The organism is Luteolibacter luteus (assembly GCF_012913485.1).
GTDB classification, from domain to species: domain Bacteria; phylum Verrucomicrobiota; class Verrucomicrobiia; order Verrucomicrobiales; family Akkermansiaceae; genus Haloferula; species Haloferula lutea.
This window is the reverse complement of sequence record NZ_CP051774.1, coordinates 332,348-356,125: the sequence shown is the minus strand read 5'-3', so window position 1 is coordinate 356,125 and position 23,778 is coordinate 332,348. Positions and strand designations below refer to the sequence as shown.

General features: G+C 59.6%; 19 protein-coding genes and 2 tRNA genes. 10 read left to right on the top strand and 11 right to left on the bottom strand.

What is annotated here, in order from left to right; genetic code table 11:
- Nucleotides 1-5 precede the first annotated feature (5 nt).
- Together HHL09_RS01325 and HHL09_RS01320 are read left to right on the top strand one after the other, a co-directional pair.
- Nucleotides 6-1,127 carry a nucleoid-associated protein gene (locus HHL09_RS01325; RefSeq protein ID WP_169452703.1) on the top strand — a complete coding sequence of 374 codons (1,122 nt, stop codon included), beginning with the start codon at nucleotides 6-8 and terminating at the stop codon, nucleotides 1,125-1,127.
- Nucleotides 1,128-1,779: 652 nt separating this feature from the next.
- Nucleotides 1,780-4,110 carry a Tex family protein gene (locus HHL09_RS01320; RefSeq protein WP_169452702.1) on the top strand — a complete coding sequence of 777 codons (2,331 nt, stop codon included), beginning with the start codon at nucleotides 1,780-1,782 and terminating at the stop codon, nucleotides 4,108-4,110.
- Nucleotides 4,111-4,166: 56 nt separating this feature from the next.
- On the opposite strand, the gene HHL09_RS01315 is transcribed toward HHL09_RS01320, so the two are convergent.
- The 3 genes from HHL09_RS01315 to HHL09_RS01305 all read right to left on the bottom strand — a co-directional run bounded on the left by HHL09_RS01315 (nucleotide 4,167) and on the right by HHL09_RS01305 (nucleotide 7,519).
- Nucleotides 4,167-5,150: a ThuA domain-containing protein gene (locus tag HHL09_RS01315; protein ID WP_169452701.1), complete on the bottom strand. Its 984-nt coding sequence runs from the start codon at nucleotides 5,148-5,150 to the stop codon at nucleotides 4,167-4,169.
- A 120-nt stretch (nucleotides 5,151-5,270) separates the two neighbouring features.
- Entirely contained in the window at nucleotides 5,271-6,227 is a 957-nt protein-coding gene (locus HHL09_RS01310) for an endonuclease/exonuclease/phosphatase family protein (RefSeq protein WP_169452700.1), read from the bottom strand.
- 107 nt (nucleotides 6,228-6,334) lie between these two features.
- Complete coding sequence (locus HHL09_RS01305) at nucleotides 6,335-7,519, bottom strand: L,D-transpeptidase (protein ID WP_169452699.1); 1,185 nt, start codon at nucleotides 7,517-7,519, stop codon at nucleotides 6,335-6,337.
- 301 nt (nucleotides 7,520-7,820) lie between these two features.
- Between HHL09_RS01305 and HHL09_RS01300 the strand changes: the two genes are divergently transcribed.
- Together HHL09_RS01300 and HHL09_RS01295 are read left to right on the top strand one after the other, a co-directional pair.
- A tRNA-Gln gene (locus tag HHL09_RS01300) sits at nucleotides 7,821-7,891 on the top strand.
- Between the two features lie 88 nt (nucleotides 7,892-7,979).
- Nucleotides 7,980-8,050: transfer RNA gene (locus tag HHL09_RS01295), tRNA-Gln, on the top strand.
- A 244-nt stretch (nucleotides 8,051-8,294) separates the two neighbouring features.
- Here the strand turns inward: HHL09_RS01295 and HHL09_RS01290 are convergent.
- From HHL09_RS01290 to nuoD, 6 genes are all read right to left on the bottom strand, one after another.
- A complete protein-coding gene (locus HHL09_RS01290) occupies nucleotides 8,295-8,735 on the bottom strand; it encodes a hypothetical protein (protein ID WP_169452698.1) in 441 nt (146 codons plus the stop codon).
- A 927-nt stretch (nucleotides 8,736-9,662) separates the two neighbouring features.
- Nucleotides 9,663-10,235: a DUF805 domain-containing protein gene (locus tag HHL09_RS01285; RefSeq protein WP_169452697.1), complete on the bottom strand. Its 573-nt coding sequence runs from the start codon at nucleotides 10,233-10,235 to the stop codon at nucleotides 9,663-9,665.
- A gap of 144 nt (nucleotides 10,236-10,379) precedes the next feature.
- On the bottom strand, nucleotides 10,380-10,823 hold the full coding sequence (locus HHL09_RS01280; RefSeq protein ID WP_169452696.1) for a DUF805 domain-containing protein: 444 nt from the start codon (nucleotides 10,821-10,823) through the stop codon (nucleotides 10,380-10,382).
- A gap of 141 nt (nucleotides 10,824-10,964) precedes the next feature.
- Nucleotides 10,965-12,371 (bottom strand): NADH-quinone oxidoreductase subunit NuoF, encoded by a 1,407-nt coding sequence (gene nuoF, locus HHL09_RS01275; RefSeq protein WP_169452695.1) that lies wholly within the window; start codon nucleotides 12,369-12,371, stop codon nucleotides 10,965-10,967.
- 8 nt (nucleotides 12,372-12,379) lie between these two features.
- Nucleotides 12,380-12,967: an NADH-quinone oxidoreductase subunit NuoE family protein gene (locus HHL09_RS01270; RefSeq protein WP_169452694.1), complete on the bottom strand. Its 588-nt coding sequence runs from the start codon at nucleotides 12,965-12,967 to the stop codon at nucleotides 12,380-12,382.
- Nucleotides 12,968-13,027: 60 nt separating this feature from the next.
- Nucleotides 13,028-14,278 (bottom strand): NADH dehydrogenase (quinone) subunit D, encoded by a 1,251-nt coding sequence (gene nuoD / locus HHL09_RS01265; protein ID WP_169452693.1) that lies wholly within the window; start codon nucleotides 14,276-14,278, stop codon nucleotides 13,028-13,030.
- Between the two features lie 164 nt (nucleotides 14,279-14,442).
- Here nuoD and HHL09_RS01260 point away from each other — a divergent pair, with 164 nt between their 5' ends.
- Nucleotides 14,443-15,162: a phosphodiester glycosidase family protein gene (locus tag HHL09_RS01260; RefSeq protein WP_169452692.1), complete on the top strand. Its 720-nt coding sequence runs from the start codon at nucleotides 14,443-14,445 to the stop codon at nucleotides 15,160-15,162.
- A 13-nt stretch (nucleotides 15,163-15,175) separates the two neighbouring features.
- Here the strand turns inward: HHL09_RS01260 and HHL09_RS01255 are convergent, their stop codons facing one another.
- On the bottom strand, nucleotides 15,176-15,700 hold the full coding sequence (locus HHL09_RS01255) for a thrombospondin type 3 repeat-containing protein (RefSeq protein WP_169452691.1): 525 nt from the start codon (nucleotides 15,698-15,700) through the stop codon (nucleotides 15,176-15,178).
- Nucleotides 15,701-16,033: 333 nt separating this feature from the next.
- Here HHL09_RS01255 and HHL09_RS01250 point away from each other — a divergent pair, with 333 nt between their 5' ends.
- The 5 genes from HHL09_RS01250 to HHL09_RS01230 all read left to right on the top strand — a co-directional run bounded on the left by HHL09_RS01250 (nucleotide 16,034) and on the right by HHL09_RS01230 (nucleotide 19,017).
- Complete coding sequence (locus HHL09_RS01250; RefSeq protein ID WP_169452690.1) at nucleotides 16,034-16,519, top strand: hypothetical protein; 486 nt, start codon at nucleotides 16,034-16,036, stop codon at nucleotides 16,517-16,519.
- 487 nt (nucleotides 16,520-17,006) lie between these two features.
- Nucleotides 17,007-17,837: a DDE-type integrase/transposase/recombinase gene (locus tag HHL09_RS01245; protein ID WP_169452689.1), complete on the top strand. Its 831-nt coding sequence runs from the start codon at nucleotides 17,007-17,009 to the stop codon at nucleotides 17,835-17,837.
- Nucleotides 17,834-18,139 carry a hypothetical protein gene (locus tag HHL09_RS01240; RefSeq protein ID WP_169452688.1) on the top strand — a complete coding sequence of 102 codons (306 nt, stop codon included), beginning with the start codon at nucleotides 17,834-17,836 and terminating at the stop codon, nucleotides 18,137-18,139. Before HHL09_RS01245 ends, HHL09_RS01240 begins: the two co-directional genes overlap by 4 nt.
- Nucleotides 18,140-18,245: 106 nt before the next feature.
- Nucleotides 18,246-18,644, top strand: a complete 399-nt coding sequence (locus HHL09_RS01235) for a Panacea domain-containing protein (RefSeq protein ID WP_205760954.1) — start codon at nucleotides 18,246-18,248, stop codon at nucleotides 18,642-18,644.
- Nucleotides 18,645-18,660: 16 nt separating this feature from the next.
- Nucleotides 18,661-19,017 carry a hypothetical protein gene (locus HHL09_RS01230; protein ID WP_169452686.1) on the top strand — a complete coding sequence of 119 codons (357 nt, stop codon included), beginning with the start codon at nucleotides 18,661-18,663 and terminating at the stop codon, nucleotides 19,015-19,017.
- A 22-nt stretch (nucleotides 19,018-19,039) separates the two neighbouring features.
- Here the strand turns inward: HHL09_RS01230 and HHL09_RS01225 are convergent, their stop codons facing one another.
- The gene (locus HHL09_RS01225) at nucleotides 19,040-23,434 is read right to left on the bottom strand and encodes a hypothetical protein (protein ID WP_169452685.1); all 4,395 of its coding nucleotides are present in this window, start codon (nucleotides 23,432-23,434) and stop codon (nucleotides 19,040-19,042) included.
- Nucleotides 23,435-23,778 lie beyond the last annotated feature (344 nt).

Here is a 23,778-nt window from a genome sequence, read left to right as displayed (position 1 = left end):
TCCGCATGTCCGTAAAGATCCGCTTCACTTCCGCCGCCGCCACTCGCCTCGTTCTCGCCAAGATTGGCAATCCCCAACGCGAGGAACCGCTCCAGACTTCCAAGGAGGTTTTCGAAGTGAGCGAGGACGACCGCGCGATGCTCACCGGCATCTTCCTGAAGCCCTTCAAGAACCTCGCGGGCTATCGCTTCAACCACCATTCCTCGCTGGACCAGCACGAGATGAACGCCTGCGCGAAGGCGATCTTCGAGTCCGCCGATGGCCTGCTGGAGAAAGGTTGCGATATCGCGAAGCGCCTCTATTCGAAGTCGAACCACCCGAACATCAAGTCGGGTGATCTCTGCATCTCTTTCGTTGAAGACATCGAGGTGAATGGCGAGCTCACCCAGGGCCTCTGCATCCTGAAGTCCGAGAGCGTGGTGCCTTTCCTCAGCATTTCCACGAAAGATGGCGACCTCCAGCTCCAGACCGAGCACGGCATCAATCCGGAGAAGATCGACAAGGGCTGCCTGATCCTGAATTTCAACAAGAACAAGGGCTTCCACGTCCTAACCTTCGACCGGTCAGGCTCCGATTCCCGTTTCTGGGTGCGTGATTTCCTCGCCGTGGTCGCCGTGACCGACAGTCCCTTCCTCACCAAGGGCTATGCCGACATGGCCGTGGCCTTCGTGAAGCAGGAGGAAAAGGCGAAGAAGGAAACCAAGAAGCAGCAGCAGGAGGAAAGCGATGGTGGCACCGCAGTGGCCGTCGATGACACTCCGCCGTGGGAAACCACCAGTGCCGCGAAGGACGCCATTGCTTACTTCGAGGAAAAGGAACACTTCAGCCTCCAGGAATTCGAAGAGCAGGTCCTCCGCACGCCCGAGGCCAAGCAGAAGTTCCAAGCCCACAAGGCCAAGGTCGAGGAGGAGCAGGGCCAACGCTTTGAAGATTCCTTCGCAATCTCGAAGAAGGACGTGAACAAGGCCAAGAAGCGCATCGGCACCGTCGTGAAGCTTGATACCGGCGTGGAGATCCACGTGAAGCCCTCCTTCACCGAACAGCCCGAGCCCGTCCTCGAGCGCGGCTTCGACGAGGAAAAAGGCATGAAATACATCAAGGTCTTCTTCAACGAGGACCTGAGCTGAGAGATGAGCGGCAATAAGCCGCATCCTTCGGACACCGGAAGAGGGTAGGGTCGGGCGCCCCCGGCCGACCGCTGGGGCGGTGTGTCATCAAGGTACAATTCCCGGACTTCCAAAGCCGTTTGTCTGACCCCCTCCAAGAACGGTAACGCCGTTCGCGCATGGAGCCCGAGGTTGAAGCGACGCAGAAGCTTCTCCCTCGCGTAAAGACGGAAGAAAATAGAACCTCAACGGGGTGCCTTCAGCCCCATGGAAATGTGCGATGAGGCAGCCGGGGCTTTCGTGGTTTGGTACTCGCTAGCCTCCCGATAGCATTTCCCGATTTTCTCGTCCCTTGGCAGTAGGACCACCTTCCGTTTCGTCCTAGAATCCACCAAATGACGAACCCTCTCAGCTCCTCTCCATCGTCTCCCCGACGAGCTTCCCAATACCCGTTCATAGCCGGAATCCGCGAACGACCACCTGTTAATTTTCTTCTTTTTAACAGGCATAACAGGCTTGCAGCCCCTTGGGGCGGCCGAGCCTTCCGAAACCCTCGTCAAGCAAACAAGCCCCCAAAAGTTATTCACAATCAGCTCAATTTCCGACGGTTCCTCTTGCAATTTTCCCCCGCTTGCCACGGCGCTTCAGAAGGCCGTAAATTCGGAAACCGACCATGAGTGACGTTCCGACCGAAGCAGCCGCCCAGCACATCGCCACCATCGCCAAGGAGACTGGCATCTCCGTAACGTCAGTAGCGTCGACCGCGAAGCTTCTCGCTGAAGGTGCCACCGTTCCCTTCATTTCCCGCTACCGTAAGGAAGCCACCGGCTCGCTCGATGAAGTGCAGATCCAAGCCGTGCGCGATCGCATGGTTCAGCTCGCCGAACTCGATAGCCGCCGCGTTTCGATCATCAAGTCCCTCGAAGAGCGCAACCTGCTCTCGCCGGAGCTGAAGAAGAAGATCGATGCCGCCGGCACCATGACCTCGCTGGAGGACATCTTTGCTCCTTTCCGTCCGAAACGCCAGACCCGCGCGACCAAGGCGAAGGACAAGGGTCTCGAACCGCTCGCCGAGTGGCTGCTCGCGAACCAAGGCGGGGATCCTGCAGAGGAAGCCGCGAAGTTCGTCAATGCCGAGACGGAGACCGATGCCGAGAAGAAGGTCGCCGATGTAAACGAGGCCCTCGCCGGCGCCCGCGATATCATCGCGGAGCGCGTGACCGATGACACCGCGCTGCGCGGTCGCGTCCGCAAGATTTACGAGGAGGAAGCGACCGTCGTTTCCAAGGTGATGTATGGCAAGGACACCGACGCCGAAGCCGCGAAGTACCGAGATTACTTCGAGTGGAGCGAGCCCTTCAAGAGCATCCCGTCCCACCGCATGCTGGCGATCCGCCGCGGTGAAAAGGAGAGCTTCCTCATCATGCGTATCGAAGTCCCTCTGGAGCGCGTGGTCCGCCTCGCCGAGCCCGAGTGGGTCACCGGCCGTGGTACAGCAGGCGAGCAAGTGCGTCAGGCCGTGGAAGACGGTTGCAAGCGCCTGCTCATGCCTTCCATGGAAACCGAGATGCGCCTCGCCGGAAAGAAGTCCGCGGACGAGACGGCCATCAAGGTCTTCGCCGAGAACCTCCGCGAACTCCTGCTGGCCTCGCCGCTGGGCCGCAAGCGGACGCTCGCCATCGACCCCGGCTTCCGCACGGGCTGCAAGACCGTGGTCTTGGATGCCCAAGGTGCGCTGCTGCATCACACCGTGCTGCATGCCACCGCGGGTTCGAACAACCAGATGTACGAGGCAGCTGTCGAACTCGCCGGCATGATCACGAAGTACAAGATCGAAGCCGTCGCCATCGGCAACGGTACTGCCAGCCGCGAGACCGAAGCTTTCGTGAAGAAGCTGAAGCTACCTTCCTCGATTCAGGTGATCATGGTGAATGAATCCGGCGCTTCGATCTACTCCGCTTCGGAAGTGGCACGCGAGGAATTCCCGAATGAGGACGTGACCGTCCGCGGTGCCGTGAGCATCGGCCGCCGCCTGATGGACCCGCTTGCGGAACTCGTGAAGATCGACCCGAAGGCGATCGGTGTGGGTCAGTATCAGCACGACGTCGATCAGCGCGCGCTGAAGACCAGCCTCGATGACACCGTGATTTCCGCGGTGAACGCCGTCGGCGTGGAGCTGAACACCGCTTCCAAGCAACTGCTCGCCTACGTTTCCGGTCTGAATTCGAGCTTGGCCGAAAACATCGTGGCCTTCCGCACCGAAAATGGCGGCTTCAGCTCGCGCGATGAGCTGAAGAAGGTGCCACGCCTCGGTGACAAGGCCTTCGAGCAGGCCGCGGGCTTCCTTCGCATTCGCGATAGCAAGCACCCGCTGGATTCTTCTTCGGTGCATCCGGAACGTTATCCTCTGGTCGAGCGCATGGCCGCGGATGCCGGTTGCGAGGTCGCCGAGCTGCTCACCAATGAAGCGGCCCGCAAGAAGATCGATCTCAAAAAGTACGTCGATGGCGACGTGGGCCTGCCGACCCTGCAGGACATTCTTGCCGAGCTCGCCAAGCCCGGTCGTGACCCGCGCAAGCAATTCGAGGTCTTCTCCTTCGCCGAGGGCGTCGAGAAGCCTTCCGATCTCAAGGCCGGCATGAAGCTCCCCGGCATCGTCACGAACGTCGCCGCCTTCGGTGCCTTCGTCGATGTGGGAGTGCATCAGGATGGCCTCGTCCACGTCAGCCAGCTCGCGGATCACTTCGTTCGCGATGCCAGCGAAGTCGTGAAGGTCGGCCAGCGCGTCAATGTCACCGTGATGGAAGTGGACCTTCCGCGGAACCGCATCTCGCTTTCCATGAAGTCGAAGCCCGACATGGAGCCGCGCCGCGCACCTTCCGGTGGTGGTGACAATCGTGACCGCGGCCCGCGTCCGGAACGCCGCGACTCACGCCCGCAACAAGGGGGCGGAGGAAACAACGACTGGTTCAGCCAAGCGATGAACCAGGCCAAGAAGAAGTAAGCCGCCACGGGCACAAAAAAGGGGCGCGAAACGCGCCCCTCCTTTGTGTTCGAAAATTACTTCAGGTCGGAAACTTTCACGCCCTTCTTGAAGCCGTTGAAGCCGAAATTCGTCGGCGCATACTTGCCCACCGGAGCCGTATCCAGCTTCGCCGGCACTTCAAGACCCGTGCCCCAGTAGACAGAGTTCGTCACGAAGCGCGCCAAGCCTGGCGAGACGAAGTCGGTCGAGGAACCCATCGTGCTGCAGATCACCTTCTGTGTCTTGCCGTTCTCCAGCTTGCGCTCGCGCACCCAGGCCACCGGCATCATCGGATCGTTCTTCTTTCCTTCCACCGCACCGTCGGTCGGCTTCATGCCCGTGAGCACTTGGCCACGCAGCAGCACCGTGGCGTCGTCGGGCAGCTTGGTCACGCCATAGACATCGGTCGGACCCCAGACATCTTCCACGCCGCGCAGCAGGGGATGATTCTTGTTCGCCTCCTCGATTACCCCGCGGGTGCTCTCCTTGCCGTGATCGCCGTGGTGATTGATCCAGGTTTCGCCCAGCACCTTCTTGCCGAAGCCGCCGTCCGAACCGAATGACCACGAAGCGTAGGGGCTCTGCTTGTTGTCCTCGTAATTGAAGGCATGCGTCGATGTACGCAGGCCCAGCAGCGGCTTGCCTGCTTCCACGTAGTCCACGATGTGCTTCATCTTGTCGTCCGGCAGCTCGCGGAAGCGCAGGCCGAAGACCAGGAAGTCGGCGGAGTCGATCGCCTCCACGCCGGGAATGTTCGTCTGCTCGTTTGGATTGATTTCGCCCGTCTTCGGATCGATCGAGAAAAGCACCGTGCACTTGAAGCCATGTTTCTCCGCCAGCATCTTCCCCAGCATCGGGAAGCTCTCCTCCGTGCGGTATTCCTCATCGCCGCTGATGAAGACCACATGCTTGCCCTTGCCCGGGCCTTTCGTCCCTTCGAAAACGAGCCACGGATCATCAGCCATCACGGTCGCAGTGAAAGCCAGCGGAAGGAGTGTGCGGAAAATCGTCGTTGTCATGGGTTGCCGTATTACCGCGCAGGCAAGCCGCTTCTTGCCCGAGAGGCAAGGACTCTCGGTAAAAACACAGAAAAAGCCGCAAAACCGCAGAACGGGTTTGAAAACGAGTGTCACCCAAAACTAGGGCCAGGTAATCCTTGCCCAGACCGGGAAGTGATCGGAGGGCCGCTCCTCGATCGTCTTTGCCCGCTGGATACCGGTTGCCTCCACCTTCGCACCATTTGTCACGAGGATGTGATCGATCCGCGGCCAGCCAGATTGCAGGGGCCGCCATAGGTGCAGCGTTTGCTGGCTGCCGCCGGGCGGGGGCGAGGCGCGGAAAACATCGAGCAGGGGAGTCTGCACCCGCGGCACCGCGTTTCCGGAAAGGCTTACCTGTTTTCCTGTGAAGTAGGCCACGGCCGGATTGCTATCCGCCGCATTGAAATCCCCGAGCAGGACCACCGGTTCATCCGCATGGGCACGGGCATTGATCCGCTTTGAAATCAACACCGCCGCCTTCTCACGGGATGGTTGGTTACGATGATCCCAATGCGTGTTAAAAACATAGAATGCCTTCGCCGTTGCCCGATCGATCAGGCGGATCCATGTGACCACCCGAGGGATCTCATTTCCCCAAGTTCGGGATCCCGGTTGCTCCGGTGAATCGGAAAGCCAGAACATGCCTCTGTCGGTCACGTCCGGCTCGAAGCGATCCTTCCGGTAAAAGATCGCGGAATATTCGCCGCTTTCCTTTCCATCATCGCGGCCCGCGCCGGTGAATGCATAGTCAGGCAGGGAGGCCCGCAAGTCGGCGCACTGCCCATGCAGCGACTCTTGTACGCCCAGCACATCCGGATCGATGCCACGGATCGTGCGGACCACGCCTTGGATGCGATTCGGCCACGCGCGGTAGGGCTGATCCACCGGTCCTTCATAGCGGATGTTGAAACTCGCCAAAGTAAGCTGCAGGGAGCCCTCCTCCGAGACCTTCACCGCCCGTGGAGGTTCCTTCTCGCGACAGGACACGAGCAGTAGCGGCAGGGCGAGGAGACCGAGAATCGTGCGGCGGGAAATCATGCGGAAGCTCTCACGCATCCAAGCGAAGACGGGCTTTGGATTTGTGCATGCCAGACCTAACCCCGCGGGCAGCCATTTGTCGCAGACGACCGCCCTGAAAGCTGGGTCCCCAGGCACCCGCTGAATCAGCGGACTTCCACCGTCGCACCCGGACGGATCAGCGTGGGGATGCGGATCGCGTCCCAATTCGCCAGACGGATGCAACCGGCACTGCGGGCACGGCCGATGGTCTCCGGATCCGAGGTCCCGTGCAGGCCAATGCCCGGACGGCTCAGGCCGTTCCAGATGATGCCTACCGGGCTGTTCGGGCCGGGCGGGATGTTCAGCGCGTTGTTGCTTCGCTTGCCGGTATCCAGCAGGGATTGGTCATAGCGCCACACCGGCAGTTCCACGCTGTTGTTCAGCTTCCACACACCATAGTGGATGAATTGAGGCTTGCCCGGAGTGATCGGGAAAGAGGCGACAAGTGCCAAGTTCGGCTTCACCAGCACCGGCTTGTCGGAGACCAATTCCTCCTCGGAAATTGCGATCGCCGCAGGAGCACCTTCGAAAATGCGCACCTGGTTCTTTTTGGTATCCACCACGGCGTGGCGCTCCGACATTCTGGTATCCGCTTCGTAGCGCTTGCCGGTGATCTGCTCGATCAGGAAAGGCTTCACGTTCGGCACGATCAGCTTGCCGCCGGCCTTCACGCCCCAGGTGTTCTTGGAGCCATTGATCTCGAGGATGAACTCCACATCCGTGTGGAAGCGCTCCGACATGAACTCCGCGATGCTGCGGTAGCTCATGCGCTTTGCCTGCGCTTGGAGAGCGCGGTTGTGCGAGAGGCCGCTGTTCACCCACTTGTCGGCGCTCACCGGAACGGTGGCGGTGGCGAAGGCGTGCGGTACCGCCTTGCGAGCGGCTGCCATTACCGGACCAAGGTCGCCCGGTGCATGGCCATGCACTTCATTCCATGCATCCACCGCCAGCACGGTGAAGCGGCCCGGCTTGCCGTCGATAACGCCGGGGCCGAAATTGGATTGATCGAGGAAAATTTGCAGACGGATCGCGTCCTCACCTGTCGGGAGGTTTGCGATCTCGGGGGCATCGGTCTTAATATTCGTCTTCCGCGGCGGCAGCTTCACCGTGCCCGCGGGCAGGGGAGTGATTTCCGCTTCCGGGGTTGCCGGAGCCACAGGGGCAGCGGGAGCGGCCTTCTCGGGAGTAATTTCCGAGGGATCGACAGGGAGTGCGCGAAGGGCCTCGGATTCTCCAGAGGCGGGGGCAGCGGCGGCGATAAGAGCAAGAAAAAGCGTTTTCCGGAACATCTTCGAATCGTTTGAAGGTCGGGACGCGGGGAGTATTTCAGAAATCCCCGGGATGTCACGTCGTGAAGCCTAACGGTTGGGCAGGGAAATTTCCCATGCCTGCTGCGAAGCGCCTGAAGAAGGGCATGGGGGAATGCGATGCAGATCCGACTTCTGGCTGCCCTGTCGTCCCAATCCGATACCTTCAATCCATTCCGATCCGAGGCTCTAGCGGGGTGAATCGAAGATTCCGAAAAAGGGCTCAAATTCTGCATTGCCAAACGAAAAAGGTCGGCCTAGCGTTCGCGCCCCGACGCCGAAGAGCCCCTTGGTGTAATGGTAACACTACGGATTTTGATTCCGTCTTTCCAGGTTCGAGTCCTGGGGGGGCTGCTCTTCGAAAGCTCCGGCACGGGTCGGCAATCTTCCACGATTGCCAAAATGAGCAGATCGGCCTAGCGTCCGATCCGCGACGGCAAAGAGCCCCTTGGTGTAATGGTAACACTACGGATTCTGATTCCGTCTTTCCAGGTTCGAGTCCTGGGGGGGCTGCTCTTCACTGAAGGGCAAGGTGGCCATTAGGCTCGCTTTCGATTTTCTCAATCCCGGTGATAAATTTCCGCGGCTGGTATGAGCTGGAACGTGCTTCAATTCACGATCAAGGAAGCCATGGGCATCCATGGCAACGATCCTAAAATCCTCCGCCATCAAGCTACGCTCGAAGCTCGGGCTTAAAGCAGAGGAGAAGATCGAAGAGGCTCGCCCCAAACAACAACCCGATGCTCCGGCCAAGTCTTTAGAGCGGCCTCGATCGCTTCGCCCTCCAGAGGAGCATGCCTGACCACGGAAGCGCGACGGCGAGGATGATGAGCCAGTGGGGGATGACCATAATCCATGTGTCGGGCGGTTCGGTACTCATGTAGTTCCGGAGCTGTTTCTCAAACGATGCCTCCTCTACATGGGCGACATTGCCTTCCGGAGCCGTGCCTCCGCGGCAAAAGATGACGGGCAGGAAAAGGGGCCAGGATTCCGGATTAGGCCCTCTCTGGGCTGCGGTGGGCCCGGGGTGATTCGTCTTCTGGAAACGGATCACGCCGTAGTTGTGAAAGGCGGCGAAGCGCCCTCGCGAAACGCGTGACTCCATCATGTTCGAATCCACCCAAGCCCACACCGTGAAGAACATCACGAGAATGCCGGACCAGAAGGTCAGGGAGCGCTTGAGGGGGCGAGGCTTCATCGAGGCGCTGAATGGGGAGAAGAGGGAACCATGTAGCCTATGAGGCCACCTGTAGCGAGCGCAGCGGGAAGAAACGATGGGATTTCGAGAAACACCGGCCAAACGGCGCAAACAAGACAGGCGACACCCAAGCCGATCATGACCCGCACCATGGGTGGCAGACTCCGCACCCCATCTGGCAACCAGAGGTAGAGCGGCAGGATCAGGAAGCAGAAAACCACCATAAGGACGATGAATGTCCACCAGGCGAAAAAGAGAAAATTTGTGCCTAATGGTGGAGCTCCCTTTAGAAGGGCTTTCAAAACGTATGGCGATACCAGCACAACGAAGCTGGTGAGCCAGCCGAGAAGCCACGCGAGAAGGGCCCGAGCGATCATTTGGGGAGGAGTCTAGCGTCCGCCTTACCAACGTCCACCTGTTAAGGCGAGGGAACTCCTTCGAGGACTTCTGGCATCTTTTTGCGAATCGCTTTGCTCCCCCAATCATCGAGCGACAACCGGCCAATGTAGCTGTCCCGGAGGTGTGAAACCACATCGCGCCTTTTGACGACCTTTGTAGCGTCGCCACGGATCATCCGCAGTAGCGAGGAACATCTCGCATGTTCAGCCTATTGCGGAAATTCGCTTCTCATGGCTCCCCGGCGGAGCGAGGAGCCACGAGAAGCTGAAGGAATGCTGTAATCCAAAGAGATTTGTGCGGCGAACCCCCTTAGGCCCCCCTGCAGGGGCTCGCCGCACGGGGTGGGAAGAACAGCGGCCTTCTTATAGCAGAAAACGAACCTTTTGGCTATGATGTTCGATTAGCGATGAATTGCCATAGGCAGAAGCCTTTCGAATGCACACCGCGCGCAGTGGGAGTTACTCACCCCAAGTTATCAAGCATCACGAAAGAATGAGCCGGGATGGGGCATGAGACGTCTCATCGGGATCAGGGCTTGGGTCGTCTCAGCGGTGGTCTTGTGATCGGCTTGCCTGCAGGAACGCCCTCCTTTGGCAGGCTTTTCTCATTCTCATCTTCACCCAAGGAGTCCGGCCCGTATTGATTGGGACCCCGCGTGCCGCGCTGGCAGCCGCACTCGATGAAATTGATCACGTCTCCGATCAAGGGGATGAAGGCGAGGATCAGCCAGTTCGCAGAGCGGTCCTTGTCGTGCCAACGCTTCGCAAGCAGGGCGAGGCGAATCCACAGGAGCGGCACGTAGGCGAGGAGGAGCCACAGCGCCGTGATCATTGCAGGATCCAGCGGGATCTCGTCAGGAACCGGTGCGGCGGGCAGGGCGGAGTTCCGCGGAGCTACCGGCACCGTCCGCTCCAGCGAGACCAGCTTCTCTAACAAATACCCGATCAACGCGTTGGAGGGGAATGACCAGATCAGGTAGGTCGAACGGGGGATTCTCCCTTTGAAAGAGAATAATACCTTTCCCACCGCCAGTCGCCGCGGGGGCTTCCGTGGGAGAAGAGGTTGGGCCTTGGGCGGTTGATAAGGATCGGTCTCGGTCATTTCACCCGTCCTCCGAGACTGAGGCAGGCTGCCGGGCTGCGCAAGAAGCAGGTCCAGCAAGCGATGGTCAGATGAAAACAAAAAAAGGACCCGGCGATTGGCCAGGCCCTTTTTGGAAAAATCTCCTGAATCTCCCGGCGAAGCTCAGGTCGGATCCGGGCCATATTGGTTCGGGCCGACGGTGCCGCGGAGGCAGCCGCATTCGACGAAGCTCCAGATGGCTCCCACGAAGGGGATCAGGGCGATAAGCACCCACCAACCGGATTTTCCGCGGTCGTGCCAACGCTTCACGCCAAGTGCCAAGCCGATCCAGACCAGCGGAATGTAGAGGAGGAAGGCAATGATCCCGAAGAGACCGCCGCCACTGATCGCTCCCGTCGCGGGATCCACGCTTGGCCCGATGAGCGCATTCAGGATGGCGAGGACGATGCCGATGAGAAAGCCGCTGCCGAGCGCATAGATCCAGTAGGTGCGCCGGGGAATTCTCCCGTTGAAGGAGAGGAGGGTTTCCTTGAGGGATTCCTTTGAGATAGCTGGCAACTGGCTAGCAGGTGCCACGGGACTCGAGTACGGGTCTTGTTCACTCATACACCGTGTTAGGTTGCACGGATTGAGATGCGGCGCAATCTCAAAGCGGGTACCCCGATCCGGGAACGAAGACGCGATGCTTCCTACCCGAAAAGCGGGGCAGGGGACGGGGGCGGGGATGGCAGGAGCCAGCCCTTTTCCTTACGCGTGCTGAAGGTAGCGGCGCTGCGCTTCGGACTCCGCGTTGTGCGGCACTGCCTCGTTGGTTTCCTTGGTGTCGGCGATGAGCTCCTCGCGGAACTTCGCAATGATCGCTTCCACGGGCCAGGACGAGGCTTCGCCGAAGGCGCAGATGGTACGGCCATCGATCTGGTAGGCCACGCTTTCCAAGGTCGCGATGTCCTTCGGCGAGGCTTCGCCAGCGACAATGCGATCGGAGATTTTCTTCATCCACATCGAGCCTTCGCGGCAGGGTGTGCACTGGCCGCAGGACTCGTGGGCGTAGAAGGTATTCAGATTATTGAGGACCCACGACATCTTGCGCGTGTTGTCCATCACGATGACCCCGCCGGAGCCGGCCATCGAGCCGCAGGCGGCGAGGGAATCGAAATCCATCGGGATGTCCCAGAAGGACATCTTGAGATCGGTGCCTTCCGGGCCCTTGCCCTTCAGGGTGAACTCCTCATCGCAGCGCAGGATCTTCGCGGACGATCCGCCGGGGATCACGGCCTTGAATTCGCGGCCATCCTTCGGGCCGCCGCACATGTCGTAGAGCAGCTCGCGCATGGTCACCTTGCCCACTTCGACTTCGAAGTAGCCGGGCTTCTTCACATCGCCGGAGACGCAGAGGATACGGGTGCCGGTGTTGTTCTTCACGCCCAGCTTCGCGTACTCGTCACCGCCCATGCGGACGATGTGCTTCACGTGGCAGAGAGATTCCACGTTGTTCACGATGGTGGGGCACATGTAGAGGCCCAGCGCGGCGGGGAAATAAGGCGGCTTGATGCGCGGGTAGGCGCGCTTGCCTTCCAATGACTCGATCAGGCCGGTCTCTTCACCGCAGATGTAGGCGGCGGCACCGCGGTGGACGTAGATCTCCACATCGAAACCGGAGCCGAGCACGTTCTTGCCCACGAAGTTCTTTTCACGGGCCTCGGCGATCGCTTTTTCAAGGATGATGGCGGCTTCCGGGAACTCCTCGCGGATATAGATGTAGGCTACCTTGGCGCCGACGGCGAAGCAGGAGATCACCATGCCCTCCACGAGCTGGTGGGGATCCTGATGGACGATGTAGCGGTCCTTGAAGGTGCCCGGCTCGGATTCGTCGCAGTTGCAGATCAGGTAGACCGGCTTGGTGTTATTTGGCGGGATGAAGGTCCACTTCAGGCCGGTGGGGAAGCCCGCACCGCCACGACCGCGGAGGCCGGACTTCTTCACTTCCTCGGTGATCGCCTTCGGCTCCATGCCGAACGCCTTCTTCAGATCTTCATAGCCGCCATCGCGCAGGTAGCAATCGATGGACGGATCCCAGCTCTCGCGGTCGACGTTCTTGAAGATGAGTCGGTACTCGCGGGAGTCGGGCTGCTTGCCGGCTTTGTAGGTGACCATTGGAGTGATCAGTGGGAAGAGTTGGAGCCTTCGTAGGAATCGAGCAGGCCTTGGGCCTTTTCGGCGGAGACTCCTTCGTGGAAATCATCGTTCACGAGGCAGACCGGAGCCGTGCCGCAGGAGGCGAGGCACTCCGCGAATTCCACCGACCACTTGCCGCAGGGCGAAACGCTCACGGGGTGGTGGTGGGCATCTGCGGCGCTGCGATCGATGCCAGTGAGTTCGCAAAGCTTCTCCATCAGCTCGTGGGAGCCGCCCATGGCGCAGGAGAGCGTGCGGCACACGCGGATGTGGAACTTGCCCGGGGCCGATTGGCGGAAGCCAGGATAGAAGGTCACCACTTCGAGCACCTTGATCGGTGCGATGTCGAGGCGTGCAGCGACCCACTCGATCGCCTCCGCGGAGATGAAGCCATGGTGGTGCTGGACGAAATGGAGCAGCGGCAGGACCGCGGAGCGCTTCTGGTCGTCCGGGAACTGGGCCAGACGCTTGTCAGCCTCGGCCTCAAGAGCCGCGGTCGGCACGAAGGGCGGGAAGAACTTCGAGCCCGGCGTTTCGTGAGAGGCGACGTTTTCGTCGAGAATGGAGTGGGACATTGACTTGAATCCTGATTCAGCCAGCGGGCTTTAAAACTTTTTCAGCGGATCTCTATACAATCAGCGGTCACATTCGCCCATGACGAAATCCAGCGAGCCGAGGACGGCCGGGATGTCGGAAACCATGTGACCCGGCAGGAGCACCGAGAGCGGGGAAAGATTGCAGAAGGAGGGGCTGCGGATCTTCAGGCGATGCGGTACGCCGCCGCCCGTGGAGTGAATGTAGAAGCCGAGCTCGCCCTTCGGGTTCTCCGCGCCGAAGTAGACTTCGCCCGGAGGGGCATCGATGCCTTGGGTGGCGACGATGAAGTGGTGGATCAGCTCCTCCATCGACATCAGCACCTTTTCCTTGTTCGGCAGCATGCTCTTCGACTCGGCGAGGTTCACCGGACCGGATGGCATGCTGTCGAGCACCTGGCGGCAGATCTTGATCGATTGGCGGAGCTCTTCCATGCGCACCTGGTAGCGTGCATAGCAGTCACCTTCATCGGCCACGATCACATCGAAATCATACTTCTCGTAGCCGAGGTAAGGGCGGTCCTTGCGCAGGTCGCGCGGGACGCCGGAAGCACGCAGGTTCGGACCAGTGAGGCCCCATGCGATCGCGGACTCCTTCGAGATCACGCCGATGTCGCACATGCGGTCGCGGTAGATCTTGTTGTTATCGAGAAGCTTCGAGACCTCATCGATGGTCACCGAGCACTCATCCAGGAACTTGCGTACGGCTTGTTCGAAGCCCGGAGGCATGTCGCGGACCTGGCCACCGACACGGGTGTAGGAGGTGGTGAAGCGGGCACCGGTCAGTTGCTCGCAGAGATTGTAGATCTTCTCGCGCTCCGTGAAGGTGTAGAGGAAAACGGTCATCGCACCCACGTCCATCGCGCAGACGCCGACCCCCAGCATGTGGGAGGAAATGCGGGCGAGCTCGCAGCAGAGCACGCGCAGGGCCTGGCCACGCGGCGGCAGCTCCCAGCCCATCAGCTTTTCCACGGCGCAGGCGTAGGCCACGTTATTGGCCAGCGGCGCGAGGTAGTCCAGCCGGTCCGTGTAAGGCACGAACTGGTTATAGTGCATGTTCTCGGCGATCTTTTCGTCACCGCGGTGCAGGAAGCCCACATCCGGGTCCGCCTTCGTGATGATCTCGCCATCAAGCTCCAAGATCAGGCGCAAGACCCCGTGCGTGGCGGGGTGAGAGGGTCCCATGTTCAGGACCATCTTTTCGCCCATCAGGTCCGTCGTCTCCTCGTGATATTCGGCGGCTTTCGCCGCGACGTCGGGGGCTTGGTATTCGGTCGTGGAGGTGCTGCTCATGGAAATCCCGGCGGCGGAATCAGGCCCGAAGTCGGGGCCGCGGGCAAGGGGTTTGTGAAATTTTTCACAAAGTCCGGAGCCTCCACTTTGCGAGCGCCGGATGAAGAATCGAGGCAGATTCCGTCCCGGATTGTTTCCATCCCGATCCGTGATGAAATCGGCCCGTGAAAGCCCTGATTTGCGTGATTTTTGCCGCCTGCGGGAGCCTCGGTGCCGCGGTGAAAGAGCAGCCGGTGGAGCATGCCGGGGTGAAATTCCGGGTGGTGAAGGTAGCTCCGGAGGTGGTCCGGCTGGTCTGGAAGGACGCTGGCGAGGCTCCGTTCCGGAGCTTCGAGCGGGTTCAAACGGCGTTTTCGGCGCAGGGGAAGGTCGTGAAATTCGTTATGAATGCCGGAATCTTCGAGCCGGGCGGCATTCCCAGCGGCCTGCATGTCGAAAACGGGAAGGAACTCCGGCCTCTCAATCAGGCGGCGGGGAAGGGGAACTTTTTCCTGAAGCCGAACGGCGTCTTTTCCATCGACCGCGCCGGGAAGGCCCGGGTCTGGGAATGCGCAGCCTATGCCGCTGTCGCAACGCATCCGCAGCTCGCCCTGCAATCGGGGCCGCTGCTGCTGCATGGCGGGAAGCGTCATCCGGCCTTCAAGGAGGGCTCCGAGAACAAGCTGGTCCGCAATGGGGTGGGGGTGGATGCGCAGGGGCAGGTCGTCTTCGCGATCACCGCGAAGGGTGAGCGGGTGAACCTCTGGGACTTCGCGGGGCTCTTCCTCCAGCTCGGCTGCAAGGATGCGCTCTTTCTGGATGGTGATATCTCCCAAATGTCCGTGAACCCCAGCGGTCCGCCTCCCGGGAATCAGTTCGGGGCGATGCTGGTGATCGTCGAGTAGCACACCCGGTTTATTATTCCTCCAGCACGATGTCCTCGAACTGGATCCGGTAGTAGGCGGTGTCCAGCGGGCCAAGGGGGATCGCCTGATGGGTCTGTGTATCGGTGATCTGACCGGGCCAAAGAACTCCGGGAATGATGCGGAAATGTCTCAGGGTGGCTGGATAGTCCTGCCAGCTGACCAGATCTACACTGGATTCGAGTTTTCCCGAAACATGCGGAGGCAGGAATGGCACCATCACCGAACGACCGCCGAGGTTTCCTGACAAGGAGGGTTGGATCGTGATCACCGGCGGCTTTGAGGTGGCATCGAGCGGATCGCTGCCAAGTGCGTACTCCACCTGATTGCTTTCCCCGTCGCCATCGGCGTCCACCGCAGGTCCGTGCTGCTCCGCGGTGAGCCCTTTCGCCTTGGCCCATTCGAGATAGTGATCCGACACCGGTATCACGCTCAGGTCATCCACCCATCCTTGCAGATCCGGGTCGATGGCATCCACGACCGAGCGACCGAGATACCACGCGGATGTCATCTCGCTCATCAAGCGGAACTCCACGAGGTGCGTTCCTTCAGGAACATGCACCTGCCGGTCTTGCCAGTTTCCGGAAGGATCCGCGGCGACTCTCTCACGCGCAATCCCATCCACTTCAACCGAAAGAAGATGGCCACTCACCACCGGCTGTGGGTAGTGTCCTAATTTGAGCCGGGAGACCGTGGAACAATCAGGCCTTGAGCTTGTCTGCGTTTGTCACACAAGCAACGCATCAAGAAATCGCGATGCGTCCGATCCTGAGGAGTGTTCGGATGAATTCTCGTCTGATTGCACAGAAGAGATTGACGCGCTCAGACAAAGCTGCCAGATCTTCTGCGTCACATGGAAATCGACCTCACCAAAGTAGAAGCGGCCCTCAAGGAAGACCGCGCTAAGCTGGAGCGGATCGAGGAAGCTTTTCGAATTGTCGCTGAATACCAGCAATCACGGTTCGGAGAGCAGCCAACCGCGAAACGGGTTGTCACCCTGTCTACCACAGCAAGCAACAACAAGACCGACATGATCAAAGGAGTCATGGAGAAGGTCCCCGAGCGCTTCGATCTCAATGACGTTCAGAAGGCGGTCGAGGAAGCCGGGTTTAAAGTAGCTCGCTCCGAGATCAGCTTCATCCTCTCACGCCTAGCGAAATCCGGCTATTTCCGGATTGTTGAGAAGGGCTCGGGCAAAAAACCTGCCTCGCTTGAGCAAGTGGTCGGTCGAGCTACCCGCGCAAAGGCACCGGAGGAGCCCTCTAAGATTCTCTCTTTGGAAGAATTGGCGGACATGGCCAATTCAAACCCGCCTACGTCTGACGAAGACGATTACTAATTTCCCACATGCACCATTGGGTCACAAATATGAGAAGAACGACGGGAAGGGCTTATAGCCCGGACACCCTTCCCCGAAAAAACACCCCCGTTGCAGCTTTGGTTTTCGACGCCTGAGGCTGCAACGGGGGAAGGGCTCCAATCTTTCAATCAGAACTGCACTAGGGGCTAGCTTGGTGCGACCGGCGGCTTTCCATCCAATCGGTCGAGGGTTCAATTCCCTCTAGCTCCATGCGCAAGAAACTCCTACTTTATTCAACGTAGGAGCGCAAGAGCTTTTCCATAAGGGGGGACAGTTTGCCTCCCCATTTTGTTAGGGCCTTGTCTAGTATGTCGGCGTCCACAGACACAGACACCTTGGACTTGGTTTGACCGGCTGGCCGTCCCGCACCGGGCCTAGCTCCTCCAAGGTTTGATTCTTTTCCTACTTTTTTCATTGTGCTCTTGAGTGATTTAGGTCATACCTATTTCAGAAAGTCAAGCAAGCCATGAGCAACAACCTTCCAGCCGAAAAGAAGATCGCCGCAATCTCCATGCTTTGCGAGGGCAACAGCATCCGCAGCATTGAGCGGATGACCGGCGTTCACCGTGATACGATCATGCGCCTTGGTGTGCGAGTTGGTCAGGGCTGCGCGGAGATCATGGACAAGAAGATGCACGGCCTCAGCATCGCGCAGGTTCAAGTCGATGAGCTTTGGGGCTTCATTGGTGCCAAGCAGAAGACTGCCAAGGCAAACGACATGAAGGACGCGGGCGACGTGTGGGTTTGGGTGGCCTTGGATGCCGCCACGAAGCTTGTGCCGTCGTTCCTCACCGGCAAGCGCGACAAGATGCACGCCACGCAGTTCATTGACGACCTCGCCTCCCGCTTGGTTAGCACGCCGCAGATTTCCTCCGATGCCTTCCCGGCCTACGCGGACGCCATTGAGCGGGCTTTCGGTTCCGAAGTAAACTACGGGGCTGTTATCAAAACCTTCACCCACACGAACTTGGAAGCCCAGCGCCGGTATTCCCCGCCCGATGTTCTCAAGGTTAAAAAAATCCCCGTGCAAGGCTTGCCCGACATGAAGCTTTGCTCAACGTCCTATGTCGAAAAGCAGAATCACACGGTGCGCATGCACTGCCGCCGCCTGTCCCGCCTGACCAATGCATTCAGCAAGAAGCGGGAGAACTTCGACGCGGCTATCGCCCTTCATTACGCCTACTACAATTTCTGCAAGACTCACGGCACCTTGCGTTGCACTCCAGCCATGGAAGCAGGTATTGAAGCCTCGCAATGGAAGGTATCGGAACTGGTGGAGAGGACGGGCGAGGCGTGAGCGCCTACATCCAAAACCTGACGGAAGCAGTCACAGCCCTCCACGGTTGCGACTGCGCGCATTCCGGCACAAGCCGTGTCGTGGAGTTCTACGAGGGCCAGAAGGTCTTCGACGGGAATATTGAGACCTTCACCTTATCAGGCCACCCAGAAGCTTCTGAGGCGTTCGCTTGGGCCTTTCACAATGGCACGGAGCCGCAATACATTGCGGTTCTCAAGGTGCCTCCAATCAGTGATCCATCGGATGCGGTTAGGGCCGCAATCGCTGGTGGCGCGTTTCCAATTGATCAATTGAACACTTGACTTTCACGGTTTGGCGTGCATGTGTCACCGCGTGTCCGAACCAGTACAAGCCATTGCTAACTTTTTCATTGAAAGGGGGGCTGCCGAAGGGAAGCCAATCTCCCCGATGAAGCTGTTGAAGTTGGTTTACATCGCTCATGGCTGGCACTTGGGCCTGACCCAAACCCCGCTGATCGACGAAAGCGTCGAGGCATGGCGTTACGGCCCGGTGATTCCCAGTCTCTATCGGAGATTTAAGACCTACGGAAATCAGCCGATTCCCGTTACTGAAGTCGCGGAGAATGTGCAGCTCTCAAACCCCGAAAGGCTAACTCCTTTCCTTGAGAGCGTCTGGAATGCCTACAAGGATTACACTGGTTTACAGCTTTCCTCAATGACTCATGCTCAAGGAACGCCTTGGTATCAGGTTTGGGAAGTGGAGGGTGGAAAGCACTACATGGGAGCCGACATCCCGCCCCAGATGATCCAGAAGCATTACATGGAGAAGGCCGCGAATGCCGCTTAATGCTCCAATTCAAGGGTTGGAAAAAATCCATCCCGAGACACCGCTACCAAAGGCCTCTGACAAGAAAGCCCTTGCGGAGCAGCGAGCCATTGAAGATGGAAACTACGAGGCGCTGGATTCTCACGACAATTACAACCTGCGGAAGTGCATTAAGGACGGCTTCGTTAAGAAGATTCCTTGGGTTGTCGGAATCGTGATCGGATTCGCGCTGTGCCTTGTTATTTTCCTAACCTTCTTGATCGGGGATTACGTGATGATGATCGTGAACAACGAGAAGAAGGTGGAGGAGGTTCTCACTCACATCTTCACACACACGCTCGTTTTGGTCTTGGGTGCGTCCTCTAGGTTCCTTTTTCCAAAAAAGGGCGGTTGAGCGAATCGTTCCCGTGGAACAATCAAATTAGGACACTACCCGGCTGTGGTCCAGGTGGATTCACGATGACAACGCTGGCGGGTGAGATCGGGAGGTCCGTCTCGACCACCGGATAGCCATCGAAAACCCGCGCTCGGAAAGACAAGAGAGCTGGCCCGTGGACGGATACCTGCAATTTCTTTCCACCGGATACAGCGCGCGCCGCGTCTGTCCAAGAACCATCGATCCCGCGATAAGCCACCGGATGCCAAGGCGTTCGCTCCGGGCTGTCCTTCACTTCGCTGAGAACCAGACCCGGATCCAGCGGCGCCACGCTGTTCAATGCGAAGTCCTCCGCCGGCTTTACGACCAGTTCATCGAGTGCCGCTTCAGAGTAGTCCATCGCCTCGTTCGTGCCCGTGAAGCGATGAATCCACTCCACCTTTGCTTCCCCTGCCGGGATGCGGAACTCCACCTTGCTCCATGCTGTGCCAACTTCAGGCACTGGCAGGAGAATCCCATTCACCTGTAGCCGAAGCGTTCCCGGTCCCGACTGCTTCCACCAGTAGGAAACCGACGCCGGACCTTCGATGCTGGTGGAGGCGGTGCATCCGATTCCCCCGGAACCCAGCAGCGATATCGCATGGTCCTTGCCCACCTTCGCCTCGCGGGAGAAGACACTGCCCCAGCCCTCGGATACAAGCGGCGATTTCGACTCCGTGGCCTTGGCCAAAGTGGACTCAGGGCGCAGGTCCATGACGAGGGTGTCCAGCAAAGGCGGCCCGGCATTTCCCGCGTGCAAGGGCACGGATCGGTATTCGAGCTCGAGGTAAGAGTCCGGTAGCAGAAGGAAGGGGTGCTGCTGCCAGCCGGCTTGGGCGGACGCCAACGTTACCCCGCCGCCCCAGACGGAGCTCGACCAGACCTCAGCACAGCCGCCATCGGGGCGTCCCCAACGGAAGCTGCATCGTCCTTCCTTGACTTGGGTGAAGATCCTGAGCTGCGACCGGACACCCGGCTCCCAGAAGTCGCTCTTGCCGATCTTGATCAAGCGCCCGCCCGCATCGCCTTCTTCGAAGGCGAATAGTTCCGGCGCATCGAGCGCTTGGGCAAGGGGCGAGAGACCCTTTTTGATCTGTATCCCGCTGATCAGCCAGGTGCTGTCGAAGGCCAGACGCGGATCCTCCGGTTCCCCGGTGTCGTCCCATGGTGTGCTCTTCCAGCGCAGGACATGGTTTCCGGCGGGCAGGGTCAGGCGCATTGCCTGCCATTCGTGCTCCCAGAAGCCGGCGATTTCCCGGCCGTTCAGGGTCAGCGAGAGTCTCGAATCCCCGGCTTCCGATCTCATCTCGGCCATGGAGTTCCATGATATCTCGCATGGTCCTTTCACGGTCGTCTGAATCCAGTTCGTTTCGCTATCGCGGGAGCGAATGAGGATCGCAGGTGCTCCTTCGCGGCCAATTTCCTTCAGTCCGCCGACCGCTTGCGGGGAACTCGTTTTCCATCTTAGTTTCGCGCCTCCAGCCGCCTTGGCCAGCGGCAGGGAAGCCATCGGTGTCCAGCTCACTTGATCCACCGCGCCCCCCATCTGGCCGCCGTAGCCTTCCGGGATTTTCAAGATCAGCCGGATCTTGTGCGGGCCTTCACCGGTGATCCATTGTGCAGGCCAAGATCGTCCGGAGACGAAGACCGGTTTGCCATCAATGGTCAGGCTCCAGTAGTTCCAGATTTCATCCTCCCACAAATGGAATCCAGGGATATCCAGCAACCAGAAATCGAAAAGGCCGGGCCCGTGAACGGTGGCTTCAAGCCAAGCTTCCTCTCCGTCGCTGACCACTGCATAGGCGTGGCTTCCACCTTCTGCATCCGGATCCGTGCGGGCTTGGAAGCCGGGGGCTTCCGAAGTCTTCCATTTCACCGTGGCAGGTGCGTCCAAGCTCTCGGTCAAGGGCAGGGGTTCCAAGGGCGTCCATACCACTTCATCCACCCCGATCCAGCTGTCGTTCGCCTTTCCCCAGGATCGACACTTTACCTCCCACTGAAGCTCCACGGGACCCGGGCGCAAGATCACCGATTCCTGACGATCTCCCTCGATGTTGTCGTCGGTACGCTGGATGCCATCGACCTTGAAGATGCCGTTCACCGAATCCGAACCGAAGTATTTCCAGCGGAAGGACAGGGTCCCGGGGCCCTGCACCGTCGTTCGCAAGGTGGAGGATTCATTCGGAGAGAGGCTTGGCGAGAGGGCGATATCCTCTCCCGGTGCTCCGGGTATGTAACCTGTCCACGGCAGATTCGTGTTCGTTTCCCATGGAAGAGATGGTGCATCCGTCGCTTCACCGAGTGATGCTGTCGGAGAGGGTGTGAACTCCACTTGGTCCAGCGCCGTCAAGGCGACGGCCTCCGGATCTCCACTGACAATCCAGGAAAAGGCGCTTTCTCCGGGCAGTAGCCACAGCTTTTCCTGTCTCCAGCCGGCGGGAGCGTTTGGTTCCCGTGTTACGGAGGCATTGTTCAGGCGATTGTTATGGAAGGTCCATCGTGCGCGCTGGTCACCATCTTCCGGTGTCCCCGCATGCCACCAGAAGGACAATTCGCCCGGGCCGGTGAAAAGGGTGCTGAACTCGTGTGATTGGTGGTCCGGGGGAAGTTCCGCCAGAGGCGGTGCTTGGAGGATCGGGCTCTCCCGGCCGGTATCCATCACGGCAGACCATCCGACAGGCAAAGCGAGCGGCTGCGCGAGGCCCAATGCCGGGAGTGCCCCTGCACCCGGTGCCAGGGGTGTGATCTGCGGGGCCGCGAGATAGAAGCGGTTTGGCTGACGCGCAGCCGAGGCGGGAGGGCGCACCACCCAGCGGACGCGATGGTTTCCGGCAGGCAGTTCAATGCGGCTGCTTGCTTCCGAAACATAGCGATCCGGAACTTCGATTTCCTTGCCGTCAATCTGGATGGTTACTTCGCGGAAGTAGAGGGCTTCGAAGCCTTTCCGAAAGAAGCGTAGTTCCGCGGGTCCCTGCACCGGAAGTTCCAGCCATGCTTCTTCTTGTCCGTGCTCGACCTCGATCATCGCCCCGAATCCATCGACCTCAGGCAGGGCGACCACCGAATGGGCATCCTGGCCTCCCATGCCGAGCAGCCCCTCGGGAAGGCCGAGGCTCTTGGCGATGGTGGAAGGCGGGGATACGAATTTCAATTCGTCGAGCTCGGTGGATTCCCAGCCCCGGATGGTAAGCTTTTGAGCGTCGGCCGGAATTGCGGCAGCACACCACAGCCAGCCATCGATCACGGGTCTCGGTAGCTGATACGTTGTGGCGTGGTAGGTTTGGGATGCATCCAGGATGAGATCCGGCTGAGCGCCCCGGAAGCGGAACTCAAGCAGCGAGGGGCCGCTGACCGGCGTGCTTAGAGTTGTGCGGTAGCTGAATCCTGTCACTATGGAACCCGTCGACGCACCGGGCTGGGGAATGCCGTAGGGCAAAGCGGCATCCGGGTCCTCTTGGGTCGCGGTCCACTGGATGCCAAGCGTGCCCAAAGCTTCGTGATAAGGGACCAGTGGAAGCAGTTGGATCTCGTCCACAGCCATGTCGAAGGAAGCGCGTCCAGCCCCTGAGTAGACACTGGGACGCCACTCGGCCTTATGTGCACCGGGACCTACGAGAAGACGAGTGCGGGTCCATTCGTAGGGATTGCTGAATTGGTCGCTGCCGTTGTCGAAGCGGAACGCCACCTGACCGCTGCCGTAGATCCGTTGCCAGAATGAGAGAACACCAGGCCCCTCGAAGCTCGCGCGCAGTGGTGTTTCGCCTTCGATGCCTGAAGGGGATGAGCGGACCTTGAGTCCCGACCAAGCGGCTGCGCCATCGCCGTGATGCCGTCCGTCTTGACCGATCCACGGGTTGGTTCCGGGGCTGCTCAGGGTCACCCCGGTAGCGCTGACCAAACCTGTTTCCAAGGGATGGACCGCGTAGGGCATCCAGCTTGCATTGCTGATCATCATCCATGGGTTCTGGTTGCTAGAGACCGTGACGGTACGCTGCAACTGCCACCGGATCGTGTGAGGGCCGGCTCCTATCTCGACCCGCGCAGAGCCCCCGGCGTTGGGATCCGATGGTTCCGACAATTGACCGTCTACCGTAACGCTCAGCGCGCTCTGGGAGACCCAGGTCATATTGGTGAAGTCCAGCCCCACGATGCCGGGGCCGGTCGCCGAGGCCTCGATCCAGTGCGTTGCCTGCACATTGGGATCACTGAGCTGCAGCCCATCGGCGGCAATATACCAATGCTGACCTTGCGGCTGCGATACCGTCCAAGTGACTCCCTCTGGGCTCTTCACCGCGGTTGCGACCTGTTCGGGCGTTATCGCTGCCTTCGAGGAGAAGGGAGCCGTGATGGAGAGCACGGCGAGGACGAGGGAGACAAGGCGGGGATTGAAATGCATGCCGGGGGGGGGGCGGTGGAGGAGTTGATAGGATGTTGTCGGGAGGGATGGGTAAAGCAAGGCCGAGGGCTCCGCGGAGGGGTGGGGAGCCTCGTCATTTTTCGCCTGTTCCGCCTGTTATAACAGGGAAATTAACAGGCGGATCGGGTCCTGTTGGGAGGTGTTGGTCGGGAGGGAAGGCGATGATGAAAGTTCTTCACGACGTGGTTATAGGATGATCGTCGGGACTGTTTCTACTGCCATGGGACGCGAAAAGGTAGAATCACCCATCACTAAGATTGACTCGGGCGCTCCCATGCGGGGAGTCCAGATCGCCTCCAAGCCTTCGGCGATCTTCGGGTCAC

Coding starts and splice junctions, on each gene's coding strand:
- HHL09_RS01250 (WP_169452690.1), top strand. CDS start 16,034: ATGGAAATCGACCTCACCAAAGTAGAAGCGGCCCTCAAGGAAGACCGC.
- HHL09_RS01245 (WP_169452689.1), top strand. CDS start 17,007: ATGAGCAACAACCTTCCAGCCGAAAAGAAGATCGCCGCAATCTCCATG.
- HHL09_RS01305 (WP_169452699.1), bottom strand. CDS start 7,519: ATGTTCCGGAAAACGCTTTTTCTTGCTCTTATCGCCGCCGCTGCCCCC.
- HHL09_RS01255 (WP_169452691.1), bottom strand. CDS start 15,700: ATGAGCGAGATGACATCCGCGTGGTATCTCGGTCGCTCGGTCGTGGAT.
- HHL09_RS01280 (WP_169452696.1), bottom strand. CDS start 10,823: ATGAGTGAACAAGACCCGTACTCGAGTCCCGTGGCACCTGCTAGCCAG.
- HHL09_RS01225 (WP_169452685.1), bottom strand. CDS start 23,434: ATGCATTTCAATCCCCGCCTTGTCTCCCTCGTCCTCGCCGTGCTCTCC.
- HHL09_RS01270 (WP_169452694.1), bottom strand. CDS start 12,967: ATGTCCCACTCCATTCTCGACGAAAACGTCGCCTCTCACGAAACGCCG.
- HHL09_RS01290 (WP_169452698.1), bottom strand. CDS start 8,735: ATGAAGCCTCGCCCCCTCAAGCGCTCCCTGACCTTCTGGTCCGGCATT.
- nuoF (WP_169452695.1), bottom strand. CDS start 12,371: ATGGTCACCTACAAAGCCGGCAAGCAGCCCGACTCCCGCGAGTACCGA.
- HHL09_RS01235 (WP_205760954.1), top strand. CDS start 18,246: ATGAAGCTGTTGAAGTTGGTTTACATCGCTCATGGCTGGCACTTGGGC.
- HHL09_RS01285 (WP_169452697.1), bottom strand. CDS start 10,235: ATGACCGAGACCGATCCTTATCAACCGCCCAAGGCCCAACCTCTTCTC.
- HHL09_RS01310 (WP_169452700.1), bottom strand. CDS start 6,227: ATGCGTGAGAGCTTCCGCATGATTTCCCGCCGCACGATTCTCGGTCTC.
- HHL09_RS01320 (WP_169452702.1), top strand. CDS start 1,780: ATGAGTGACGTTCCGACCGAAGCAGCCGCCCAGCACATCGCCACCATC.
- HHL09_RS01325 (WP_169452703.1), top strand. CDS start 6: ATGTCCGTAAAGATCCGCTTCACTTCCGCCGCCGCCACTCGCCTCGTT.
- nuoD (WP_169452693.1), bottom strand. CDS start 14,278: ATGAGCAGCACCTCCACGACCGAATACCAAGCCCCCGACGTCGCGGCG.
- HHL09_RS01315 (WP_169452701.1), bottom strand. CDS start 5,150: ATGACAACGACGATTTTCCGCACACTCCTTCCGCTGGCTTTCACTGCG.